We start from the raw sequence: 25,471 nt of genomic DNA on the forward strand, positions 1-25,471 counted from the left end.
TTAACGGTTTACAGAATTTAAAAAACTTGAGTTGTTTTCGAGGTACGAAAAGAACCACTCAACAACAAAGCCAAATTCTGGAATCAAAATAGAGTTGCCCCACCAATGCGTATTAGGTGCACCGGTAAAAGCATCAAGAAAGAAGAGTAACGCGCTCACGACCAACACGCCTCGAAGCGCACCAAACACTATGCCAAAAACACGGTCGGTGCCAGATAAACCAGTACGTTGTACAAGCTCACCTAAAATATAGTTTAGTAATCCACCTAACAGGAGTGTCGCAAAAAATAATATGGCTATTGCGGCAGCATTTCTTAAAAGGGGTTCTGAAATACTTGTTAGGAAGGATGCTAAATATTGGTAAAACAAGCTAGAGATGATAAATGCGCCAGCCCATACAGCTAATGACATTGCTTCTTTTACAAAGCCACGTATTAAGCCAATGATGGTAGACAGTGCAATGATGCCAAGTATGGCGTAATCAACCCAGATCATAATAACCAACTAGTCGTTAATTTGGGGCGCATTCTATACCCAAACCACCTGTAGATGCAAGATTTCAGCATGATATAAAACGTATTTAGACAAGGCATTGATTGCAGACAATAGTGATATCTTGGCTAAATCAACAAGGCAGTAAAAACATGTTTTAGCCATGCCCTTTGGCACGTTACAAGGGGGGCTGTACGGTGTTGTGGCAACTTAAATGATACTTGAGCTGTATCGCCACCCGTTCGGTGAAAGCCCCCTTGTCGCTGTTACAGGATTCGTTAGGGGGTTAAGGGGTTATACCAATCCGCAATTAGACTAAATCACTTTAATGGACTAAATAAGCGCATTGGTATGAAAGCGTGCAACTTAGATTAGATCACTTTGTTACTTCAAACTGAGTAACTTTGCCATTTAACTTGGTTAGCTGTTTTAACTCGGGCAGTTTACTCTCAAGCTCTTTCTTATTCAGTGACGGACCCACAAAGACTTTTGTTAAAGTGCCATTAGGGGTCTTTATTGGACGAGTGAAGGTTTTAAAGCCGTTTGCTTTTAGCTTTTCTTGCAGTGATTTAACGTTTGGAGCGTGCGAAAAGCTACCGAGTTGAATCACATAAGCCATTTGCGTCAAGTTTTCTTCGGCTTTGCGTGCCGGTTCTGCTGTTTTTTCAGCAGGCTTAGGCTGCGCTTTAACTTGCGTTTTAACTTCCGCTTTAGGCTCTATTTTAGCAATAGTCACGGTGTCGTCTGTCGATGCTTCGACCATTTTGGCGGGTTCATCGATTTGTTTAACGTGGTCTGAAGCAAGCTTTGCGTCATCAGCCTGAATATCTTCTACCTGCGCTGCTAAGGGCTGCTCTGTTGAGGCGACCTTATTATCAATCGCCTCTTGTAAGTCAATCGTCGTGAACTCTGGGCGTTCAGGGATCGCTTTAAAGCCGTCTGTGTAATGAACCTTCTCTCCATCCAAAATATTTGGAATAAAGACAATAGCCGCTACAACCACAATGGTGGTCCCTACTAAGCGATTAATAAACCCTGCGTTCACCGAATTCCTCTCTATTTTTTAAAGTAGTTAATGGCTGCAGCCACAGTGATAAACGAACCAAACACAATCACTAAGGTGTTCGCATCGACTGTTTGCACTATTTTATCCAGCGCAGCTTCTACATTGGGGTAATGCGTGCTGGGTGCTGTCGATGGTGTCTCAGCCAGTGCCTTCGCTAGATTTTCAACTGTGTCTCCACGAAAACAATCTAAGCTCGCTAATGACCACTCATCAACCACATCTACCACGGCCGACATCGCAGCCACTTTATCTTTATCTGCAAGCATAGCGACTAATGCATGAATTTTAAACCCTTGATCTTTATACACGCTTAATTTGCGCGCTAAATAACGTGCTGACTCAGGATTATGTGCAACATCGGTAAAAACACGTGGTGTGTCGCTTAATTGTTGAAAGCGCCCTTCTACCGTTAAATTTGCCAAGCACTCACGCACCTGCTGCTCACGTGGTAAAAGTGCAAGCTTGCTTAATAACGTCAGTGCAGTTGCAGCGTTTTGACAAGGGATGGCAGGCTTTGCAAAGCGCCAGTTATTTCCCTGATACTGCCAATTAAACCCGTCAGCGTCCTCGGCAAAAGTAAAATCACGGCCAGATAACACCATATCCGCGTTAATTTCATTACCGTAATCGGTAACCGTATGAGGAATATTTAAATCGCCAACAACTGCGGGAGTATTGTTACGAAAAATACCGGCTTTATCGTAACCGACAAGCTCACGTGTATCACCTAGGTATTCTTTATGATCAAGGTCGATGGTAGTAATCACACAGGCATGCGGTGTAACAATATTTGTTGCATCGTATCGTCCACCTAACCCGACTTCTAACAGCACGTAATCAACAGCATGGCGTTTAAAGATAGCTAACGCGCCTAAGGTGCCATATTCAAAATAAGTCAGTGACGTGTCACCTCGGCCTTTTTCGAGCATATCAAACGCATCAACATGAAATTGATCGTCCAGCTCTTGTCCGTTAATACGCACTCGCTCGTTATATCGAATTAAATGAGGAGAAGCATACGTACCAACACTAAAGCCTTGCGCCAGAAGAAGGCTTTCAAGACAACGCGCAGTCGTGCCTTTACCATTCGTACCTGCGATAAGGATAATTTTGCTAGGGCTATTGAGTAAATCGACTTGATTAGCAACGCGTGCAACGCGCTCTAAGCCCATCTCAATATTTGCAGGGTGGATACTTTCTAAATAACAAAGCCAATCATCAAGGCTCGATGATTGGCTAGGAAGGATTTCTGTCATAGCGTGTAATCAGTTAAGCTGAAATTTACGCTACTCTATGCTCTTGTTCGGTAGAAGGCAAGTTCATAAATTTTGCGAGGATGCGAGCAAGGGTGTCACGCATTTCACGACGGTCAACGATCATGTCAATTGCACCGTGCTCTAACAAGAATTCACTGCGTTGGAAACCTTCTGGAAGCGTTTCACGTACTGTTTGCTCAATAACGCGTGGGCCTGCAAAACCAATTAATGCTTTTGGCTCAGCGACATTAACGTCACCTAACATGGCAAGTGATGCAGATACACCGCCCATCGTTGGGTCTGTTAATACTGAAATAAATGGCAAGCCTTTTTCGCTCATTTTAGCTAAAGCTGCACTTGTTTTAGCCATTTGCATTAATGACATTAATGCTTCTTGCATACGCGCACCGCCCGATGCAGAGAAACAGATAAGCGGCATGTTGTGCTCTAAACATTGGTCAACAGCATCAACAAAGCGTGCACCTACAACCGACGCCATTGAACCACCCATAAATGAGAACTCAAATGCAACAGCAGCGACTGGAATACCTTTTAAACGGCCTTTCATTGCAACAAGTGCGTCTTTTTCACCGCTTACTTTTTGCGCCTGCGTGATACGATCTGAATACTTTTTAGAGTCTTTAAACTTTAAAACGTCCTTTGGCTCATGCTGTGCACCAATTTCTTGGCGGTCAGCGTCATCTAAAAAGTTTTCAAGACGCTTACGACCACTTAAACGCATGTGGTGATCGCATTTAGGGCATACATTGAGTGCTTTTTCTAATTCTGCTTTATATAAAATTGAATCACAGTCTGTACACTTAGCCCAAACCCCTTCAGGGATTTCTTTACGACCTGACGATTTAGTCGTTTTAGGTAAGATTTTTTCTAACCAACTCATTTGCAACTCTCTTAATACTGTTCTGTGTCGCAGTCTGCTAAAGTGAAATACCACTTAGTAATTTACACAAGAAATAAGCAGACAGATTTTTTCAATTAAAACATGAATTACCCGCAGACGATATAAAAAACTGGTCTTAGTAGTGAGCCTTTCGCAGTTAACTATCTGAATCAGGTAAGAACAAAGGTCCTAATGGGGTTTTAGGAATACCAAAATGCTCAGGGTAATCCACGTCCACTAAATACAGTCCCGCCGCTTTTGCAGTGGCACTTGCCTTTGCACGCTCTTTTAAATCAAGTAATTCTTTTAACCACACTGGCTCATGCTTATGTAAGCCAATATCCATTAAACAGCCCGTGATATTTCTCACCATATGGTGCAAAAATGCATTGGCTTTAATGTCAATAACGACATAGTCACCCTGACGTTTTACAGACAAGTGATGAATCGTTCTATTTGCCGTATTCGCTTGGCAATGCAATGCGCGAAACGAAGTAAAGTCATGCTCACCTATTAAATACTGACAGGCTGCTTGCATTTTAGTTTCATCTAATGGGTGATGAAAGTGTGTCACCCCTTCGCTCATAATTGCGCCACGATAAGTGTAATTGTAAATCACATAACGATATCGACGCGCCGTCGCACTAAAGCGAGCATGAAAATCTTCATCAACAGGCTTTGCAAAACGTATCGAAATATCTTTAGGCAGTAAGGTATTCATGCCCATCGTAAACGCGACCATTTCACGCTCTGCGTGTGTATCAAAGTGCACGACTTGCCCAGTGCCATGCACTCCAGCATCAGTTCGGCCAGCACAGACTATTTCAACGGGGTGATTACAAATGCGCGACAACGCAGTTTCTACTTCTTGTTGTACGCTATTAACATGTGACTGGCGCTGCCAACCACTATAACGTGCGCCGTTGTACTCTACTCCAAGTGCTACTCGCATAATGACATATTTACCTAGTGTGCTTAATGACGGGGCATTTTATGCGATCTACGAGCGCAATAAAAGCCACCATCGCAGATCACACAATGCTGTGTGCTCAGATATTAATCGTCTTCAATATTATCTAAGCCCTTCGTGCCTTCTTTAGCCCGTAGCTTGTGATGTATTGCCGACTTAATGAGCATGTAGCCACTGATAGGTGCAGTAATTAATAAAAAGATAGAAATTAAAATTTCTTTTACGCTCACGCCATCGTGGGTGTAAGTAAAATAAACCATGGCAGCAATGAGTAACGATGCCATACCTAATGTTGTTGCTTTCGTTGGCCCATGTAAACGCATGAAGAAATCAGGCATTTTAACTAACCCTATTGAGCCTATTAAAATAAAGCAACCACCAATTAATAATAAGATTGATACAATCCACTCACTCATCATCTGTTACCTTATTCAATAATATCGCCGCGTAGCAGGTACTTACATACAGCTACGGTGCTCACAAAGCCCAACATGGCGATAAGTAAAGCCGCTTCAAAATAAAGCCCTGTATCCATGCTCATCCCATACAGAATGATCAATGCGATGGTGTTGATAAACATAGTATCAAGAGCCAAAATGCGATCAGGCACTGATGGCCCCGCAATCAAACGCCACAAGTTAAGCAATAACGATATTGCGATCATGGCGTAAACAATTAAAAAAACCGTATCTAGCATCGAAAAATCTCCTTAAGCGGTGCTTCGTAGCGCTGCTTAATCGTATTAATTAACACCTGTTCATCTGCTAAGTCCAAGACATGAATTAACAAATAGCGTTGCTGTACTTCTTCCCCTTCCGCAAGTGATTCAGGAATAGGATACACCTCAGCACTTACCGTACCTGGGGTTAGCGACACGGTGCTTGCCAAAATTGTGATTGGCATTTCATGACTTAAATCGAGAGGCACTTTAACAAACCCCGGACGCAACTTTTTAGTTGGTCCCAAAATTAAAAGTGCAACTTGCAAATTGGCTGTGACAATATCGTATAAAACTAACAATAAATGTCTAAATGCCAGCCCCGGTCTTACAATTAACGGTTGCGGGTCACGAAATGGAAAAGTAATCCACGGGATCGTGATAGCAAAGAAAGCAGCCAACAATAGGTGCCCAGGTGACACGCTATTATTTAACAGCAGCCACACAATAAATAATAATACGCTGCGAAATGGCGTAGGTAGCCAACGAAAACGAGCTTCTAACCGCATTTACTGGCCTCCATGTAAAACATCATTGATACCACTGTTTATGTCGAACAGTTGCTCTGAGGTCGCCAACATAAATTCAGACACTGGCCCAGCAAAAATAACCATCAACGGCGAGCAAATTAATAGCGTCATTAATGCAATCACTTTCAGTGGGTGTGCATTGACGCCTTTTATTGCATCGCTGTCTTTGTGTTTATGATCCCAAAACAAGCTTGTACCTGCACGAGAAATAGCCACCAAAACAGCCAAACTCGCTAAAAGGTAAATAGGCCAAAATAACATGGCTTTTTCGCTATCTAGGGTACTCTTTAAAATCCAAATTTTACCCACAAAGCCCGACAGCGGTGGCATACCCACAACAGTAAGCGCGGCTATCACAAAACTAATCCCCAACAAAAATGGTTGAGCGACAGCGCGTCCTGCAACTAAACGGTCTGCAACTTTACCACGCTGAAGCGCGACCAAGTCAGCAAGTAAAAACAACGCGGCGCACACGATAGTCGAATGCACTAAGTAATACAGTAATGCCGCAGTTGCCGCTACATTTTGAAGCGCAACAAGTGCCACTAACGTACCGACTGATACGATGACTAAATTAGCCACCAGTTTTCTAAAGTCTTGGCTGGCAAGGACACCAATGGCCCCCATTACAATGGTAGCAAGTGCTAAACCCCATAACCACGGTTGAGCCATGTGCGCAAGCTCGCCTGCATTATCACCAAAAATAACGGTGTATACACGCAGCATGGCGTATACACCCACTTTAGTCATAATAGCAAAGAGTGCAGCCACAACCGGTAATGCGCTTGCGTAGGTGTTCGGCAGCCATAGGTGCAGCGGTAATAACGCACCTTTTAACGCAAACACGACAATAAGCAACAAACCACCTATTTTTGCTAAATAAACATCATCCCCTGTAAGCAAAGGCACTTTTTGGGCTAAATCAGCAATATTCAATGTGCCTAGTACACCGTAGAGCACGCCTAATGCTATCAGGAACACGCTTGAACCAATTAAATTTAAAATCACATATTGCAACGCAGCTCGGGTGTTGTGTTTGTCGCCGGCATGCATTAATAATGAGTATGAGGCGATGAGCAATACTTCAAAAAAGACGAACAGGTTAAAGACATCTCCCGTTAAGAACGCGCCATTCACACCTAAGATCAAAAAGTGCACTAATGGGTGGAAAAAACTGCCTTTTTTGTCATCTCCGGCACAGCTATAAAGTACAACAACAGCCCCCAGTAAACTGGTTAAAAGCACTAACAATGTCGCTAATCTGTCGGCCACTAATACAATACCAAATGGTGCTGACCAATCGCCAATAGCATACACAAGTGGCGTAGTATCATTCACATACACTAATAAACCAGCGCTAATGAGCACGGTGATCACAGCCATAATCACCGACATAACACGGCGAATATAGAGGTTTTTCCCACAGGGCGGCATTAAAAGTATAACGCCTGTTAGCATAGGGATTAAAATAGGCAATGAAGCTAAATGCTGGATCATTTTTGCTCCTTCGACGATTTAACCAGGTGTCCGTCTACATGGTCGTTACCTAAATCTGCGCGACCACGAATAGATAAAATCACCACAAAGGCTGTCATTGCAAAGCCAATAACAATGGCCGTTAATACTAACGCTTGCGGTAACGGATCGGCATATTCACTGCCACTGCCAAGCACAGCCGCTTTATTGATGGTTAAACGGCCTGATGAGAATAAAAATAGGTTTACCGCGTACGATAACATGGTTAAACCAAGCACCACCGGAAAGGTTCGTGCTCTTAAAATTAAGTAAATTCCACACGCGACAAGCACGCCCACGCATGATGCGTACAATACTTCCATTAAATATTTACCTCTTGCTTGGGTGTATCAGCAGTGAGTTTTCCTAAACTTGCTAAAATCATCAGCGTTGCACCTACAACAGTTAAATACACACCTAAATCAAACATGATAGCACTGGCAAGTTCTGTCTTGCCGACTAGCGGTATATCAAAATAATCAAACCATGTTGTTAAGAATGGACGCCCAAACACCCAACTTCCTAACCCCGTGAATAAGGCAATGGCAATACCGGAAGCGATAATCTTACGGTAATTCACATCAAAACGTGCCGCAATCCAGTTAGAACCGTTAGCCATATATTGCAAAATAAAGGCAATCGCAGTCACTAATCCCGCTATAAAACCGCCTCCTGGTAAGTTATGACCACGCAAGAAAATGTACGCAGACACCAATAACGCAAGCGGTAATAAGCTTTGTGAAATACTGGCAAGTAAAATGGGGTATCGTTCACGTGCCCAAGGTCGCCCTTCACTGTCACTTGCTGGCATAAATAATGGCAAGTTAATTAATAGTTTATAAATACCCAGTGCAGCGATACCTAACACGGTGATTTCACCTAATGTATCGAATCCCCTAAAATCAACAAGGATCACATTTACAACGTTGGTTCCCCCACCGCCTGTTTTTGCATTTGCCACAAAAAAGTCTGAAATAGACTCAAGCGGTCTAGTTAGGAGTGCATAACAGATACTCGCTATAACAACACCAAATGCAGAAGATATACCTAGGTCACGTAACATGCGTAATGAGCTTGATTCTTTTGGTGTGCGCTGTGGTAAGAAAAACAGCGCAAGCATCAGTAGAATAACAGTCACTACTTCAACCGTTAATTGAGTTAATGCTAAGTCAGGTGCCGAGAATCGAGTAAATGCGACCGATACCATTAAGCCCACGATTGAAATCATGATCAGTGAAATCATACGAGAGCGATGCCAAATAACAGTTGCCAGCGCACCAATAATTAATAAGCCGGCCCCTATCGCATTATGAAAATCAATCGGCGTTAGTTCACTTGCCCCTGCTAGTTGGCGCATTTCAAACAGTGGCCAACCTGCACATAAAAGAACCACCGCAATCATCACAAAAGCATAGCGTTGCAGCGAGCCATTTTCGATACGATTAACTTTCTGTTGCGACCACTTAATAACACTGTACAAGCCAAGGTCGAATCCTTTTTTAGCATTCAGCGTGGGGAGCGATGCTTGGAAATGGAACAGGTGTTTGCGCTGCACATAAATGATGATACCGCAACAGGTCGCAATAAAGCTCATTAACAGCGGAAGGTTTAAACCATGCCAAACAGACAACTTATAGGCTGGCGCCGCATCACCTAAAACGGCAAATGACGCTGAAGCCAAAATATCGCTGACCGCAAAATGCGGGAACATACCGACTAATATGCACACTACGACTAATATTTCGATTGGTACTCGCATATAGCGCGGCGGTTCATGAGGCGTTTTTGGCAAATCAATTGGGTCACCATTAAAAAAGACATCATGAATAAATCGCGCCGAATAAGCGACTGAGAGCGCACCTGCAACGGTCGCTAAAACAGGGATTAACCATGACATTGAACCAAGCACTTGTTGATGCAGTGTTTCTGCAAAAAACATCTCTTTCGATAAAAAGCCGTTCAGTAGTGGCACACCCGCCATTGCCGCTGCTGCGACCATTGCTAATGTGGCGGTATATGGCATAAAACGCCACATACCATTGAGTTTACGCATATCGCGCGTGCCCGTTTCATGGTCAATAATACCGGTGGCCATAAATAAAGACGCTTTAAATGTCGCATGGTTAATAATATGAAAAATAGCGGCCACAGTCGCAAGCTCTGTATCTAAACCAAGCAATAAGGTAATAAGGCCCAAATGACTAATTGTTGAGTAGGCAAGCAGCCCTTTTAGATCATGCTTAAAGAGCGCAACGTAAGCACCAACAAGCAACGTTGATAACCCTGTCATAGCAACCAAAATAAACCACGTATCGGTTCCTGATAAGGCAGGATAAAAACGGGCGAGTAAAAAGATCCCTGCTTTAACCATGGTTGCCGAGTGTAAATACGCACTCACAGGTGTTGGCGCTGCCATGGCATGCGGTAACCAAAAATGGAATGGGAATTGCGCCGATTTAGTAAACGCCCCCAACAGCACAAGTACCAATGCCACTTCATATAAATCATGCGATTGAATCAGTGTCTTACTGGCTAAAATAACATCTAAATTATAACTACCAACAATATCGCCGATGAGTAATAAACCCGCTAATAACGCTAAACCACCTGCACCAGTAATTGCCAATGCCATGCGCGCACCTTTACGTGCTTCTGACTTATCCCACCAATAGCTAATTAGTAAAAACGAGCTAATGCTGGTTAGCTCCCAAAATAGCCATAATTGAATCACGTTATTTGACATGACAATGCCAACCATGGCTGTCATGAATAGCATTAGATAGCAGTACAACTTCGGTAAAGAGTCATCTTTGCTCAGGTAATAGCGAGCATAGAATATGACCAAGACACCAATGCCTAATATCATATACAGAAACAGCAAGGTTAGGCCGTCAAGCCTAAATGAAACTTGCATGTTGAGTAGCGGGATCCAGTCCGCGCTATAACGGATTATTTCGCCAGAAAAAACCGCAGGCGTAAACGAGAATACAATTCCAAGGGCAATCAAAGGCGCTAACATGGTCAAAGCCGTACTTTGATTTCGCGTTAGTTTTGAAGTGCAGGATGAAATAACACTGCCGATTAAGGATAACAGGGGTATCCAGAGCAAAGTCATAATAAGGAGCCTTTTTGTGTCATAAGAATATCAATACCGCTGCTAGTTATAGTTAGGTGCGTACTGTTCATTTGGATGGTTAAAAGTTGGCTTCAAAAAAAGCTTACAGTGCGTATAGTTATACTGATTAGGTGCTATTTTGTCTATAGGAGAGCAGCCTATTCGCACACTTTTTAACCGCTTTGTATGTTAAAATAGCAATAATTCTACGATTAGTCAGAAAATTTATCCAAGCTTGAAGCTGTTGTTATCGTTGGCTTTACACCTAAAAACGTGAAGTAATCAATAAACCTTATCGGCTTTGTTAAGGGCTGGTTAATTTGTTTTTGCCAAAGTTGTCTGTATTGCTGTGATAACGCCATTGTTTGGTATTGCATAATTGACCAATTAGGACTGGGTTTATACGCCATTGAATTCTTGCATGCGCGGCTCTTCTGCCAACCACTTGGTGGCAATACATCATTGGCAATGAATAAATTAGGCGCCACTTGACCCTGCTGTTTACACAACCACTGCTGTTTTTTCTCTGGAAGTGGGTATTCATCCTCAAAACCATTAAAGTGCATTAGCTCATGCAAAAACACTTTATAGCTCTGTTGAGAATTAATATGCATAATCCCCCCAACCACATTTGCCGCGCCTGACTCTGACATCATTACGATAAAGTCAAAGCCTGCAGGCCAATTGTATGCAACAGCGTTTTCCCAATTACACTGAAGTGCCATATCATGATTACGGCAAGAAAACTGATCGCCAACGTAGACAATTTCACTAAAGCAAAAACTATTCTTCTCTGGCTCTGGTTTAGCTTGGTAAAAACGTTTAAATGATTTCAGTGCATTAATTCCTGCATGATGATCAGTCAACATCAACACATTAAATTTACACTGTGGCATGACACTCACTGTGTGTAATGACAATGAAAAATCGTGACGTTTTGCAAAATCTGCGTGTATATACTCTGCACCCGAGCGCTGGCGTAACAACCAAGCTTGCCTCGCATCGCCTTGTGGCAAACGATTCGTTTGCCACAACCACTCAATTGACTGCCACTGCTGCTGAGCAATCAAGTTGTCTGCTAAGGCTTGTTGTTGGTTCACAGCATAATTATCAAACTCGGATTGCCACCACAGCTTAGCTGCCGCAGGGTTACCTTGTTGTAGAAAGCGTAATGCAAGTTGGTAGTGAGCATCTAACTCACCTAGTTCAGCGAGTTGCCGTAATTGAACATTGTCAACAAGGGTAAGGTTTGAACTTACAACAGTGGGAGCCAAATAGTAAATGGCCACAGCACGTGTTGGGGTTTTATTAAAATAATAAAGATACGAAGGCGTGAAGTCAGATACTGAGCTTGAGAGAGTGCTCAAGCTCAGTAATAACCCGCCTATCAGGTAAACATTAGCTCGCGTCTTCACCAGCCATTAACTCAAGCTCTAGACGCGCATATTTATATTCAACAAACTCATGCACATTTGTTGCAAGGGCAAGCCTAAAATAATCAGCCGCAATGTAATCATTACCTGCTGCTTGATGTAATTTAGCTAAATAGAAATACGCCTCGCATAAACGATGCGCATACTCTTGCTCAGAAGTAACCCCTTCAATAATACCTGATAAGAATTCAAACTCACTGATTTCGCCTAAATACAATGCAAGTAATTGATAACCCCATTGGGATTCGTCAACCCCTTGTGAATTGGCTTTTAAATCAATCAGCGCTTGCTGCTTGTCAGCGTCCGCTTGTGCTAGGTAAAGCCATAAAACACGATAAGGGTCACTGGGTGAGCGGTCTAAAAACTGCTGTAAGTCGTCTTGCGCTAATAATGGACGATTTCCATAATACAACGCAATTCCGCGGTTTAAATAAGCATATTCATGCTGTTCATTGAGTTCCAGCGCCGAGTCAAAAAGCTCATACGCCTGCTCATACTGTTGCATAAGCGTGTGATGAATACCTAAAAAGTTATACACTTCTGCTAAATCAGGCTTTAGTTTAATGGCCCGATTAAAGTCTATACGCGCTAATGTCGACATGCCCAAACTGTCAAATAACACACCGCGATCATAATAAAGTTTTGCTTGTTGTTCTGCACTTAAATCGGTGCGATTAAGCAGCTCTGAATAACGGGCTATGGTAATTTCATTTCGAAAATCAGACGCTAATGGTGCGGTAAACGGCACATTAACAATAGGGACTGACTCAGGCTGAGAAGTTGTTTGACATGCACTTAAAGAAAAAATAGCCACAGCTGTCAATGCTAAGTGTTTAAAAATCATTAAAGTCCTTAATACCTGAATTCTCTGTAGACAAAGTTGAAGCGATTGAGTTTCATTAAAGCATAAAAAAAGGGGCTAAACAGCCCCTTTTTCTTGTATCCAGTAAATTACTGGAAAATCAAACCTTATTCAGCGTCTTTAGGCGCTTCTGCTGTTTCTTCAGCAGCCGGTGCCATCGCTTCTTTGATACTTAAACGTACGCGACCTTGGCGGTCAACCTCAAGTACTTTTACTTGTACTTCTTGGCCTTCGCTTAAGTGATCAGTAACGTTGTTTACGCGCTCAGTGCTGATTTGAGAAATATGCACTAGGCCATCTTTACCCGGAAGGATATTAACAAATGCACCAAAATCAACGATACGAACAACTTTACCTGTGTAGATTGTGCCTACTTCAAGTTCTGCTGTTAATTGCTCAATGCGCTTGATTGCATTATTTGCGCTAATGCCGTCAGTTGCTGCAATTTTGATTGTACCATCGTCTTCGATTTCAATCGTTGTGCCTGTTTCTTCAGTAAGTTGACGAATCGTTGCGCCACCTTTACCAATTACTTCAGCAATTTTCTTCGCCGGAATTTGCATCGTGTAGATACGTGGAGCGAACTGAGATAACTCTTCAGAAGGAGCAGAAATCGCTTCGTCCATTACACCTAAGATGTGTAAACGTGCAGCTTTTGCTTGTTTAAGCGCGATTTGCATGATTTCTTGTGTGATACCTTCGATTTTGATATCCATTTGAAGTGCAGTGATACCGTCTGAAGTACCCGCAACTTTAAAGTCCATGTCACCTAAGTGATCTTCATCACCTAAGATGTCAGAAAGAACAACAAAGTTTTCTTCTTCTTTAACAAGACCCATCGCAATACCTGCAACAGAGGCTTTAATAGGCACACCCGCGTTCATTAACGCAAGAGAAGTACCACATACAGACGCCATTGAAGATGAACCGTTAGACTCGGTGATTTCAGATACAACACGGATTGAGTAAGGGAACTCAGTTAGTGTTGGCATTACAGCTTGGATACCACGCTTAGCTAGGTTACCGTGGCCGATTTCACGACGCTTAGGTGAACCAACAAAACCTGTTTCACCTACGCAGAACGGAGGGAAATTGTAGTTAAGCATGAAGTGGTTTTTGTGCGTGCCCGTTAAATCATCAATTAACTGTGAATCACGTTCTGTACCAAGCGTTGCAGTAACAAGTGCTTGTGTTTCACCACGTGTGAAGATAGCAGAACCGTGAGTACGCGGTAATACACCCGTCATTACGTCTAGTGCACGGATCATATCTGGTTCACGACCATCGATACGTTTTTCACCGGCAGTGATACGGCCACGAACAATTTTCTTCTCTAAAGAACCAAATACTTTACTTACTTCTTGAGTATCAAGTGTTTCGTCTTCAGCAAGCTCAGCAGAAAGCGCTTCAATAACAGCGTCTTTAGCTGCGCCTAACGCTTCTTTACGCGCTACTTTGTCAGTGATGCGGTATGCTTCACCCACTTTATCAGCAGCAAGTTCAGCTACTTTCTCTTCAAGTGCAACGTTCTTTTCTGGTGCAGTCCAATCCCATGTAGGCTTGCCCGCTTCTGCTTTGAACTCATTGATTGCGTTGATGATAGCCTGAGATTGCTCATGACCATATACAACAGCGCCTAACATAACATCTTCAGACAGCACGTTCGCTTCAGACTCAACCATTAATACCGCGTTGTCTGTGCCCGCAACCACTAAATCAAGTTGGCTTTCTTCAAGCTCTTTTAACGTTGGGTTTAGAACGTATTCGCCGTTGATGAAACCAACACGTGATGCACCGATAGGACCATTAAATGGAATACCAGAAATTGCAAGCGCTGCTGATGTACCAATCATTGCAACCATATCAGGTTGGATTTCAGGGTTTACAGAAACAACTGTCGCGATAACTTGTACTTCATTTACGAAGCCATTCGGGAAAAGTGGACGAATTGGACGGTCAATTAAACGTGCAATAAGTGTTTCGCCATCGTTAGGACGACCTTCACGCTTAAGGAAACCACCAGGGATACGACCCGCAGCGTACATACGCTCTTGGTAGTTAACTGTTAGTGGGAAAAAGTCTTGACCTGGTTGTGCATCACGCTTACCAACAACAGTAACAAGTACTGAAGTGTCGCCAATGCTTGCAAGTACAGCGCCGTCAGCTTGACGAGCGATAGCACCTGTTTCTAGTGTCACAGTGTGTTGACCTAGTTGAAATTCTTTAATAATTGCTTGCACTTAAAAATGTCCTTTAAATGTAGAAGCAACTCAGAAAAATTAGCCCGTAGACTGCATCTCTGAATTGGTAAAAATAGTCCATCAAAGTACCAATTACAGTACTTAATTAACCTTAAGTAAAATCAATTAAGTACTACAATTGGCAATGATGATTTTTCAAACACTTAGCAACCTGTGCTACTAAGTTGTGCGCTAGTATACCTTTCATACGCGCACAAAAAAAGGGGCTATATAGCCCCTTTTCTCGTAATCTAGTTCTTAGCGACGTAGGCCAAGCTCTTGGATTAACGCAGTGTAACGTGCAATGTCTTTACCTTTAAGGTAATCAAGCAGTTTACGGCGTTGGCTTACTTTGCGAAGAAGACCACGACGTGAGTGGAAATCGTGCTTGTGATCAGCAAAGTGACCTTGAAGCTTGTTGATATCGAACGTTAGAAGTGCAACTTGTACTTCAGGTGAACCAGTGTCGCCTTCAGCGCGTGCAAATTTAGCAATGATTTCAACTTTTTCTTGATTGCTTAGTGACATAGTAACTCCAAAAATTAATTTAAATTGTGTCTTAGCCGATCACTAATTCAGCCAAAACGATTGAGCGGGCGTATTCTACCAGCTTTAGCAATAACTACAAGGTAATCTTTACTCAGGCAGTTGATTCGATAAACCACGCTTTGATTTTAGTTGACCGTCTTTATGACGCTCGCCTGTGCCAATGAATATACCATCAGCCATAACTTTCACCACACCATCAGGCACGGGCTTACCAATCACCACGGTTTGACCATGGCTAAATGCCATACCTTGTTCTTTACTAATTTCAATCACAGGTAAGTCAACCAACGCGGTATCCATGGGTAACAAAAGCGCATCTAAATAAGTAGACGGTGCAACGTCATCGGCTTTAGCTTGTTGCAATTTTTCTTCAAGTTGCTCAAGCGTCACCATTTTATCACTCGGATAATGACCAACAGCACTTCGGTGCAACATAATAACGTGTGCGCCACACCCTAACTTTTCACCAAGGTCATCCACAATAGTGCGAATATACGTCCCTTTCGATACATGGGCGGTCATTTGCACTTCGTTATTTGCTTCATCAAACTCATCAAGCGTTAAACTAAACACATTAATTTTTCGGCATTTACGCGGTACCTCAATGCCCTCGCGTGCATATTTATATAAAGGCTGGCCTTGATATTTTAATGCTGAGTACATTGATGGGTATTGGTCCGACTCACCTAAAAAACTTGCGATCTCTTGCTCGAGTTGAGCACGAGTTACCGCTACTGGACGCGTTTCAACAACTTCGCCATCCGAATCTGAGGTGGTTGTACGTTCCCCAAGTTTAGCGCGTACGACATACGTTTTGTCCGTGTCTAACAAAAACTGGGTAAACTTAGTTGCTTCACCAAAACAAATCGGCAGCATGCCTGTTGCAAGCGGATCGAGCGCGCCGGTGTGCCCAGCCTTCTGTGCAAAGTAAATGCCCTTTGCTTGCTGCAATGCTTTATTAGACGAGATACCTTGCGGCTTGTTAAGTAATAAAATGCCGTCAATTGCACGGCCTTTACTGCGTCTAGCCATTAGTCTTTAGTGCCTTCTTCGCTATCATCTTCGTTGACATGCTTTGCATTATCTTCACGAATAACCGAGTCCACTAAATTTGAAATACGCATACCTTCCATCAGTGAGTTATCAATGACAAAACGTAACTCTGGCATAATGCGCGCACGAATGCGTTTACCTAATAAAGAACGAATATAACCCGTTGCTTCATTTAGGATTTTAGCGCTCTGCTTGGCTTTATCTTCATCATCAGTATTGAATACTGTAATAAATACTTTTGCGTAAGAAAGATCGCGAGATACCTCAACTGCAGACACCGTTACCATACCTAAGCGCGGGTCTTTAATTTCGCGTTGAAGAATAACAGCAATCTCTTTTTGAATTTGCTGTGCAACACGATCAGTGCGAGAAAATTCTCTCATTATACTTCACTCTAAAATTATAACTTATTGATGTATATAAATAAGTTAATTTAATTACGAATACACAAATGGGGGCTTAGCCCCCATTTATAATAGTGACTTAGACGAAATTAAAGTGAACGTTGTACTTCAACCGTCTCGAACACCTCGATTTGGTCGCCAACTTTAACATCGTTATAGTTCTTAACGCCGATACCACATTCCATACCGTTACGAACTTCAGCTACGTCATCTTTAAAGCGACGTAATGATTCAAGCTCACCTTCATAGATAACCACGTTATCACGAAGTACACGGATAGGTGCGCTACGCTTAACGATACCTTCGGTCACCATACAACCTGCGATAGCACCAATCTTAGGTGACTTAAACACGTCACGAACTTCAGCAAGACCAATGATCTCTTGCTTAAATTCTGGTGCAAGCATACCAGACATGGCTTGTTTAACTTCTTCGATCAGGCTGTAGATTACGCTGTAGTAACGTAGGTCTAGGTTTTCTGATTCAATCACTTTACGTGCTGATGCATCGGCACGAACGTTAAAGCCTACAACGATTGCATTAGAGGCTGCTGCAAGTGTTGCGTCAGTTTCGGTGATACCACCTACGCCTGAACCAACAATCTTCACTTTAACTTCATCAGTAGATAGTTTAGTTAATGAATCAGCAATTGCTTCAATTGAACCTTGTACGTCCGCTTTAAGTACCACGTTAACTTCAGAAACATCGCCTTCAGTCATGTTAGTAAACATGTTTTCAAGCTTCGCTTTTTGTTGACGCGCTAGTTTCACTTCACGGAACTTACCTTGACGATATAAAGCAACTTCACGGGCTTTACGCTCGTCTTTAACCACCGTTGCTTCATCACCTGCAGCAGGGATACCAGAAAGACCTAGAATCTCTACAGGAATAGATGGGCCAGCAGACTTAATGTCTTTACCGTTCTCATCTTTCATTGCACGTACACGGCCGTATTCAAGGCCACATAGTACGATATCGCCTTGGTTAAGCGTACCAGACTGAACTAAGATAGATGCAACTGGACCACGGCCTTTATCTAAGCGTGATTCGATTACAACACCCGCAGCCATCCCTTCTGATGGTGCAGTTAGTTCTAAGATCTCAGCTTGCATTAATACCGCTTCAAGTAAGTCATCAATGCCTAAACCTGTTTTTGCAGAGATATGGACGAATTGCGTGTCACCACCCCACTCTTCAGGAATAACGTCTAGCTGTGCTAATTCGTTTTTAACGCGATCTGGATCTGCGCCTTCTTTGTCCATTTTGTTTACAGCGATGATTAGAGGCACGCCAGCTGCACGCGCATGCTGAACCGCTTCTTTAGTTTGTGGCATTACGCCATCATCTGCTGCAACAACAAGGATTACGATATCAGTGGCTTTTGCACCACGAGCACGCATTGAGGTAAATGCGGCGTGACCTGGTGTGTCTAAGAACGTGATCATGTTGCCATTTGTTTCAACATGATAAGCACCAATGTGCTGAGTGATACCACCCGCTTCACCTGATGCTACTTTCGCTGAACGAATGTAGTCAAGTGTTGACGTTTTACCATGGTCAACGTGACCCATTACTGTCACAACCGGCGCACGAGGAAGCGCTTTGCCTTCTTCGTTACGGTCGTTTAGCACTTTCTCTTCTAATTCATTTTCTTTAACAATGATAACCTTATGTCCCATTTCTTCAGCAACAAGCTGTGCTGTTTCTTGGTCGATCACTTGGTTGATGGTAACCATGTCACCCATTTTCATCATTGTTTTAACAACTTCGGCACCTTTAACAGCCATACGCGATGCAAGTTCAGCAACAGTGATAGTTTCACTGATACGAACTTCATTTTTAACGTCTGCGGTTGGTTTTTGGAAACCATGCTGTAACGATGTAGGCGCTTTAAGCTTGCCTTTTTTACCTTTAGGTGCAACAAATTTTTCTTTTGCTGGACCTTTTTTCTTTTTCTTAGCACGGCGAGCAGTTTGCTCTTCACGAGCATCAGACTCATCTTCTGCTTCACGTGCATAAGTTGAAGTCGTAAGGTGGTGATCAGCACTTTCTTCACGCTGCTTACGCTCTTCTTCTTCTTTCTTCCAGCGAGCTTCATTTTCTTCAGCTAGCTTTCTTGCCTCTTCTGCTTGACGTTTCGCTTCTTCTTCAGCTTTTCTCAATGCGGCCTCTTCTGCTTCTTTTTGCAGACGCTCAGCTTCGGCGCGATCTTTTTCAGACTTAGCACTTTGTTCTGGGGTCATCTGCTTCTGTTTCGCTTTACGCTCAGCTTCAGCTTTGCGTTTAGCCTCTTCTTTGGCTTTACGCTCAGCTTCTTCTTTCGCTTTACGTTCTGCCTCTTGTTTCGCTTTTAGCTCCTCAGCTTCTTGCTGGGCTTTAAGCTCTGCTGCTTTACGTGCAGCTTCTTCTGCAGCTAAACGCTCTTCTTCTTGCTGTTGCTCAATGGCGCTTTTCTTAACATAAGTACGTGTTTTACGTACTTCTACTTGTACAGACTTTGCTTTACCTGTAGAGCCAGTCACACTCAGTGTGCTCTTGCTTTTACGTTGCAAAGTCATGCGAGCAGGGCCTTCCGAGCCCGTGCCGCCATGCTGCTTGCTAAGGTGGTCAAGTAACGTTGACTTTTCAGCCTCGCTCACCATATCACCTGCTTTTTTAGAAATACCGGCTTGCTCAAGCTGCTGTAGTAACTTATCAACAGTTGTACCAATATCTCCGGCTAGTTTTTCAACATTTACTTCTGCCATAGTGTGTAATACCTCCGTTAATAAATTACTCGTCTGCGAACCAACAAATGTTACGCGCAGCCATAATTAGTTTGCCAGCTTCTTCTTCTGAAAGCTCAGTGATATCAACTAACTCGTCGATACCTTGCTCGGCTAAATCTTCTAATGTTATAACACCTTTACTTGCCATAACGAATGCAAGGTGACGCTCTAAACCTTCAAGGGCTAATAAGTCCTCTGCAGGTTCTGCACCTTCTAGGCTTTCTTCAGTTTTAAGTGCTTTGGTTGTCAGTGCGTCTTTCGCACGTGAACGTAAAACATCAACTGTTTCTTCGTCTAAGCCATCAATTTCTAAAAACTCTGATGCTGGTACGTAAGCAACTTCTTCAAGGGTTGAGAAACCTTCGTTGATTAGTAATGTTGCAAACTCATCATCGATATCTAGGTACTCAGTAAATAAGTTGATTAACTTGTCTGACTCAGCTTCATTTTTCGCACGCATTTCATCAACCGTCATTACGTTTAATTCCCAGCCAGTTAACTGGCTAGCAAGACGAACGTTTTGACCATTTCGACCAATTGCTTGCGCTAGGTTATCAGCTTCAACAGCGATATCCATTGAGTGCGTGTCTTCGTCCATCACGATAGATGCTACCTCAGCAGGTGCCATCGCGTTAATAACGAATTGCGCTGGGTTATCATCGTAAAGTACGATATCAACACGCTCGCCACCAAGTTCAGTAGACACCGCTTGAACACGCGCACCACGCATACCTACACAGGCACCTACTGGGTCAATACGTTTGTCATTTGACTTAACAGCGATTTTCGCACGTGAACCTGGATCACGCGCTGCTGCACGTAATTCAATCATTTCTTCGCCAATTTCTGGCACCTCAATGCGGAATAGCTCCATGAGCATTTCAGGCTTAGAACGCGTTACGAATAACTGTGCGCCACGCGCTTCAGGTTTAACTTCGTAAAGAAGACCACGAATACGGTCGCCCGGACGGAAGTTTTCACGCGGTAGCATGTCGTCACGGTAAATAACCGCTTCTGCATTGTTACCAAGGTCAAGTACGATAGCATCACGCGTTGCTTTTTTAACAACACCCGTTACTAACTCACCTTGTTGGTCTTTGTATTCTTCAACAACAAGTGCACGCTCAGCTTCACGTACTTTTTGTACGATAACTTGCTTAGCCATTTGTGTTGTAATACGGTCAAACTTAATTGACTCAATTTGTTCTTCTACGTAATCACCCATTTGCAATTCAGGGTCTTCAACTTGTGCCGCTTCAAGCGTGATTTCGCTATACGGGTGCTCAAGTGAACCATCTTCTTGCACAGGAGCGATTTTCCAGCGACGGAATGTATCGTAATTACCTGTTTTACGGTCAATTGATACGCGAACGTCAATTTCACCATCGTGTTTTTTCTTTGTTGCAGTCGCTAATGCGAACTCTAACGCTTCAAAAATCTTTTCTTTTGGAACCGCTTTCTCATTGGAGACGGCTTCAGCAACCAATAATATTTCTTTTGCCATGGGTTATGCCTCGCTTGCCCTATTCCTTCGCACTCGAATTAAAACTTTGCGATGATGTTCGCACGTTCAATGTTACTTAGCATAATCATATGCTCAGTCCCATCTGCTGAAAGTGTGATCATATCACTGCTAACTGATACTAAATCGCCTTTAAAATTACGGCGACCATCTTGTGGAAGCTTAGTACGCACGCGTACTTCTTCTCCTTGTGCCTTCTCGTAGTGATCTTGTTTGAATAATGGACGATCAACACCAGGAGACGACACTTCCAAATCGTATTCGTTTGTAATTGGGTCTTCGACATCTAAGATTGCGCTAACTTGACGACTTACGTCGGCACAATTGTCTACCGTGATCCCTGCATCATGATCGATGTAAACACGTAATGTAGAGTGGCGACCAGCTTGCACAAACTCAAGACCATGTAACTCAAAGCCTAACATTTCAACGGCTGGTGAGAGCATGGCTACTAAATCTTGCTCAAGTTTTGTCACGAAAATCCTCCATACAAACAAAAAAAGGGCATATAGCCCTGAAATACTGAGTTTAATAATGATTCATAAAATCATGCTAGATCAGATACAACAACGCCCCGAACCAAGCGGGGCGTCACACCTAAAGCATAAAACTGTGTGGCCTAGGGCCAAGCTTGGTTGCGGTCAATTACCTGACTAAATTAAACTAAATAGCCTAAACGCAAAACGCGCATTACCCAGAATGCGCGACTTCATACAGTAAAAAATTACTGTGCATGTTAAAGACAACTTACGATGTTTTAACATGAATTTGGTTGCGGGAGCCGGATTTGAACCGACGACCTTCGGGTTATGAGCCCGACGAGCTACCAGGCTGCTCCATCCCGCGCCAATGGATATCAAGTAAATTACTTAATATCGTTTGCTTGAGTGGCAAGCACATCAAGTCAATGGCGGCTATTATAAGCATGTAGCGCTCAATTAGCAACCTTCGGGCATGAATTAGTTGGACAATTTTTTACGAAAAAAATAATGACAACCTTGTCATAAAATTTCCTATTTCCGAAAAAATAGGTCTATAGTTAACACTATAAGAAGAACAAACTATAGTGTTGGCTATTAAGCGATTTTCCTATGAGTCTATCTATTTTTCAAAAAAGGCTTTTACAACAGAATGTTGAATTGCTAAAACCTGATTTCCATCAATTTACGCACACCTTTTACCACAATTTGAGCCAGCGTAATCTAACAATGACGATGCCAAGCGAAGAGAGTGTAAGCAAACGAAGCTATATACTATTTTGTGCGCTTAATAAGGTTGTGTCACACCTTGATGACTTACCTTTGGTGATGCCTTTCATTCAATATATAGCAAACAACCTAAGCTTTTTGAATGTATCAAGTCACGATATAGACCATTTGTGTGACGCATTTTTCGACACGCTGGAGTCCCAGCAAAGAGGCTTAAACAGCCACCTAAAACAAGCGTGGTCACAGGCAATTCGTATATTTTCCAACATTGTTAAAAGCTATTTGTTTGCTTACAGTAATGTAATCTCAATCAATACACGTTGCGCTAATCGGCTTAGTTCATAGTTGAGGGCTGACACTAATTAATATTGAGTAAGTTCATTATTCAGTCTATCGATTTGGCGCTGCTCAACAGCAATGAGTGTATTAAATTTACTGGTCACCGCAGACATTTTGTCTGATAAAGCCTGGTCGCTACTCGCATCGACTAGATTAGTCGGTCTGGTAGAGGCTTGTTGCTCAAGGCGCTTAATTTGTTGATTTAGCTCAACATGATAACGGTCAATTTTGTCTTTGTGCTCTGCGATTTCACGTTTAATCTGTTCACTACGAATAAAATGGTCAATTTCATTCTGTTCTGTATCGTTACTTTGCAAAACTAACTGGCTTTTTTCTGTGCTTAACCTGTCTATATTACGCTGCTCATTGTTGATCAATAAATTATAACGTTCTGAAACGGCAGACATCTGTTTAGCTATGGCGGCTTCTTTTTTTGCTCCGACCAAATTGTGCAGTTGCGCATCGGCTTGACTGCTTAATGCCGCAATTTCATTGTTCATCCGTTCTGAGTAAGAGTCTATTTTATTATTGTGTTCTGCAATTTTGGCGTCTATTTGCTTTAATCGAATATAGTTATCAATCTCTGCTGTTACATCGCTTGATTCAGAAACAGGTTTTGGCGAGCCTAATAATGTGGGGTTTTGCTCTTTAACGGTGATCAACTTTGCATCTTTGCCGCAAGGTTGTTGGCTAAACTCAACAATGCCATTTTTTTCGCATTGATAAATTGCCGCGTTGGCCGCCTTGCTCAAAGTGACCCCTAAACAAACCAGTGTAAATAAAGTAAAGAAGCGTGGTTTCATAATATCGTCCCTGTTGTTTATCCTGTGTTTCTGTAAGCATGTTGTGGGCCAACACGATCTAAATTCAGCGGTATTACGTAGTAATTTAAATCAATTATCATGGGTTTACTATTGTGCATTACTCTACTTTGCGATTTATTTTTGGCGATCAACTCAATGCTAGCCACAGCTGGTATAAAGATGAAGATCAGCACACCACTCTTTATGTCATCGCTGAGCTAAAACAAGAAACCGATTACGTAAAACATCATACACAAAAAATTGCCGCCTTTTTCTTAGCAATGGAACACTTTGCAAAGGCGCTAAAAAGCGCGGGGTTTAATGTGCTACATCTTACCTTAGATGACACAGAAGATGACGAATCATTACCCGCCCTTCTTACCCGTTTAGCGAAACACTACCAATGTAAACGCATTGAATACCAGTATCCCGATGAATACCGACTCAAACAGCAATTACAGGCATTCTCAGAAAACAGTGAGTGTGCGATTACCGCATACGACACAGAGCATTTTTTACTTCCCTTTAATGATATATGCCAACACTTTAAAAAAGACAAGCATGTAAAAATGGAATTCTTTTATCGCGCAATGCGTAAACGATTCAATATATTAATGGACGAAAACAATGAACCGGTCGGAGGCAAGTGGAACTTTGATCAACAAAATAGAAACAAGTTAAAACAACATGATCTCAACGCAATTCCTGAACCACTGTGCTTTGGGCACGATGTTAAGGACATTCTTTCACGCATAAAAAAACATAACATAACGACATTTGGAGAGTGCAATCATTCGATACTTTGGCCAACAACACGTTATGAAGCAAAGCAGCTTCTTGATTTTTTTTGCGATCATTTGTTAGTTCACTTTGGGCAATTTCAAGATGCGATGACCTGTCAATCTGAGCACCAATGGTCGTTATATCACAGCCGCTTGTCGTTTGCTCTCAACACTAAAATGCTGCACCCAATGCAGGTTATTAAGCGCGTGATTGAGGCTTTTGAAAAACAGCAGCAAAAAATTGATATTGCCCAAGTTGAAGGGTTCATTAGACAAATTCTGGGCTGGCGCGAATATGTGCGTGGTATTTACTGGCAAAATATGCCTGACTACGCCAACAAAAATGCCCTTGACGCAAAGCGTGCCCTGCCCGACTATTTTTGGCACGCAAACACTAAAATGAAATGTATGCACCATGCAATTAAGCAAAGTTTAGACACCGCCTATGCTCATCATATTCAACGTTTGATGATAACGGGTAACTTTTGTTTGCTTACAGCCATAAACCCAAATGAAGTCGATGCTTGGTATTTAGGTATTTATATTGATGCTATCGAATGGGTTGAAATGCCCAACACTCGCGGCATGAGTCAATTTGCAGACGGCGGCTTAATTGCCACTAAACCGTATGCCGCAAGCGGTAATTACATTAATAAAATGAGTGACTATTGTAAGGATTGCCATTACAACGTGAAAGAAAAAGCCACCGATGATGCGTGCCCTTTCAATAGTTTATATTGGAACTTCATGCTAGAGCACGAACAATTGCTTAGCAAAAATCCGCGTATAGGCATGATTTATAACACCTGGTATAAACAAGATGAATCGCAGCAACAAGCCACTCTCAAACGCGCAAAGTGGTGCGTCGATAATTTAGAGAAATTATAAAAAAGGCCGCCTCAAATGAGGCGGCCTACTTCTAACAAATAACAAGGGGAAACAATG

At 42.6% G+C, this 25,471-nt stretch carries 22 protein-coding genes and 1 tRNA gene; 1 reads left to right on the plus strand and 22 read right to left on the minus strand.

Annotated features, from left to right (window positions below):
* From BM378_RS03675 to BM378_RS03785, 22 genes are all read right to left on the minus strand, one after another.
* Positions 1–495, minus strand: a complete 495-nt coding sequence (locus tag BM378_RS03675) for a CvpA family protein (RefSeq protein WP_036969851.1) — start codon at positions 493–495, stop codon at positions 1–3.
* 373 nt (positions 496–868) lie between these two features.
* A complete protein-coding gene (locus tag BM378_RS03680; protein WP_036969853.1) occupies positions 869–1,537 on the minus strand; it encodes an SPOR domain-containing protein in 669 nt (222 codons plus the stop codon).
* Between the two features lie 11 nt (positions 1,538–1,548).
* Complete coding sequence (folC, locus tag BM378_RS03685) at positions 1,549–2,814, minus strand: bifunctional tetrahydrofolate synthase/dihydrofolate synthase (RefSeq protein ID WP_074988633.1); 1,266 nt, start codon at positions 2,812–2,814, stop codon at positions 1,549–1,551.
* 25 nt (positions 2,815–2,839) lie between these two features.
* A complete protein-coding gene (gene accD / locus BM378_RS03690) occupies positions 2,840–3,715 on the minus strand; it encodes an acetyl-CoA carboxylase, carboxyltransferase subunit beta (RefSeq protein WP_036969857.1) in 876 nt (291 codons plus the stop codon).
* A 157-nt stretch (positions 3,716–3,872) separates the two neighbouring features.
* Complete coding sequence (gene truA, locus BM378_RS03695; protein WP_036969860.1) at positions 3,873–4,667, minus strand: tRNA pseudouridine(38-40) synthase TruA; 795 nt, start codon at positions 4,665–4,667, stop codon at positions 3,873–3,875.
* A gap of 104 nt (positions 4,668–4,771) precedes the next feature.
* Positions 4,772–5,104 carry a Na+/H+ antiporter subunit G gene (locus tag BM378_RS03700; RefSeq protein WP_036969868.1) on the minus strand — a complete coding sequence of 111 codons (333 nt, stop codon included), beginning with the start codon at positions 5,102–5,104 and terminating at the stop codon, positions 4,772–4,774.
* A gap of 8 nt (positions 5,105–5,112) precedes the next feature.
* On the minus strand, positions 5,113–5,382 hold the full coding sequence (locus BM378_RS03705; RefSeq protein ID WP_036969869.1) for a K+/H+ antiporter subunit F: 270 nt from the start codon (positions 5,380–5,382) through the stop codon (positions 5,113–5,115).
* Positions 5,376–5,912, minus strand: a complete 537-nt coding sequence (locus tag BM378_RS03710) for a Na+/H+ antiporter subunit E (protein ID WP_036969871.1) — start codon at positions 5,910–5,912, stop codon at positions 5,376–5,378. The genes BM378_RS03705 and BM378_RS03710 overlap by 7 nt, the downstream gene beginning before the upstream one ends.
* On the minus strand, positions 5,913–7,430 hold the full coding sequence (locus BM378_RS03715; protein ID WP_074988634.1) for a monovalent cation/H+ antiporter subunit D: 1,518 nt from the start codon (positions 7,428–7,430) through the stop codon (positions 5,913–5,915). It abuts the gene before it with no gap.
* Positions 7,427–7,771, minus strand: coding sequence for a Na+/H+ antiporter subunit C (locus tag BM378_RS03720; protein ID WP_036969879.1), 345 nt, complete (start codon positions 7,769–7,771; stop codon positions 7,427–7,429). The genes BM378_RS03715 and BM378_RS03720 overlap by 4 nt, the downstream gene beginning before the upstream one ends.
* The gene (locus BM378_RS03725; protein WP_036969881.1) at positions 7,771–10,563 is read right to left on the minus strand and encodes a monovalent cation/H+ antiporter subunit A; all 2,793 of its coding nucleotides are present in this window, start codon (positions 10,561–10,563) and stop codon (positions 7,771–7,773) included. Before BM378_RS03725 ends, BM378_RS03720 begins: the two co-directional genes overlap by 1 nt.
* Positions 10,564–10,775: 212 nt before the next feature.
* Entirely contained in the window at positions 10,776–11,930 is a 1,155-nt protein-coding gene (locus BM378_RS03730; protein WP_074988635.1) for a hypothetical protein, read from the minus strand.
* Between the two features lie 31 nt (positions 11,931–11,961).
* The gene (nlpI, locus tag BM378_RS03735; RefSeq protein WP_036969883.1) at positions 11,962–12,840 is read right to left on the minus strand and encodes a lipoprotein NlpI; all 879 of its coding nucleotides are present in this window, start codon (positions 12,838–12,840) and stop codon (positions 11,962–11,964) included.
* A gap of 125 nt (positions 12,841–12,965) precedes the next feature.
* Positions 12,966–15,098, minus strand: coding sequence for a polyribonucleotide nucleotidyltransferase (pnp, locus tag BM378_RS03740; protein WP_036969884.1), 2,133 nt, complete (start codon positions 15,096–15,098; stop codon positions 12,966–12,968).
* A gap of 258 nt (positions 15,099–15,356) precedes the next feature.
* Positions 15,357–15,626, minus strand: coding sequence for a 30S ribosomal protein S15 (rpsO, locus tag BM378_RS03745; RefSeq protein WP_036969894.1), 270 nt, complete (start codon positions 15,624–15,626; stop codon positions 15,357–15,359).
* Positions 15,627–15,734: 108 nt separating this feature from the next.
* On the minus strand, positions 15,735–16,679 hold the full coding sequence (gene truB, locus BM378_RS03750) for a tRNA pseudouridine(55) synthase TruB (RefSeq protein WP_074988636.1): 945 nt from the start codon (positions 16,677–16,679) through the stop codon (positions 15,735–15,737).
* Entirely contained in the window at positions 16,679–17,083 is a 405-nt protein-coding gene (rbfA, locus tag BM378_RS03755; RefSeq protein ID WP_036969898.1) for a 30S ribosome-binding factor RbfA, read from the minus strand. The genes truB and rbfA overlap by 1 nt, the downstream gene beginning before the upstream one ends.
* 110 nt (positions 17,084–17,193) lie before the next feature.
* Entirely contained in the window at positions 17,194–19,851 is a 2,658-nt protein-coding gene (infB, locus tag BM378_RS03760) for a translation initiation factor IF-2 (protein ID WP_065978793.1), read from the minus strand.
* Positions 19,852–19,876: 25 nt separating this feature from the next.
* Positions 19,877–21,376, minus strand: coding sequence for a transcription termination factor NusA (gene nusA / locus BM378_RS03765; RefSeq protein ID WP_065978792.1), 1,500 nt, complete (start codon positions 21,374–21,376; stop codon positions 19,877–19,879).
* A 38-nt stretch (positions 21,377–21,414) separates the two neighbouring features.
* Positions 21,415–21,870, minus strand: a complete 456-nt coding sequence (gene rimP, locus BM378_RS03770; RefSeq protein WP_036969905.1) for a ribosome maturation factor RimP — start codon at positions 21,868–21,870, stop codon at positions 21,415–21,417.
* Positions 21,871–22,163: 293 nt separating this feature from the next.
* A tRNA-Met gene (locus BM378_RS03775) sits at positions 22,164–22,240 on the minus strand.
* Positions 22,241–22,964: 724 nt separating this feature from the next.
* Positions 22,965–23,744, minus strand: a complete 780-nt coding sequence (locus BM378_RS03785) for a DUF4124 domain-containing protein (RefSeq protein WP_074988638.1) — start codon at positions 23,742–23,744, stop codon at positions 22,965–22,967.
* A 110-nt stretch (positions 23,745–23,854) separates the two neighbouring features.
* Between BM378_RS03785 and BM378_RS03790 the strand changes: the two genes are divergently transcribed.
* Positions 23,855–25,414 (plus strand): cryptochrome/photolyase family protein, encoded by a 1,560-nt coding sequence (locus BM378_RS03790; protein WP_074988639.1) that lies wholly within the window; start codon positions 23,855–23,857, stop codon positions 25,412–25,414.
* Positions 25,415–25,471: the final 57 nt, after the last annotated feature.

The sequence above is a fragment of the Pseudoalteromonas lipolytica genome (genome assembly GCF_900116435.1).
GTDB lineage: Bacteria > Pseudomonadota > Gammaproteobacteria > Enterobacterales > Alteromonadaceae > Pseudoalteromonas > Pseudoalteromonas lipolytica.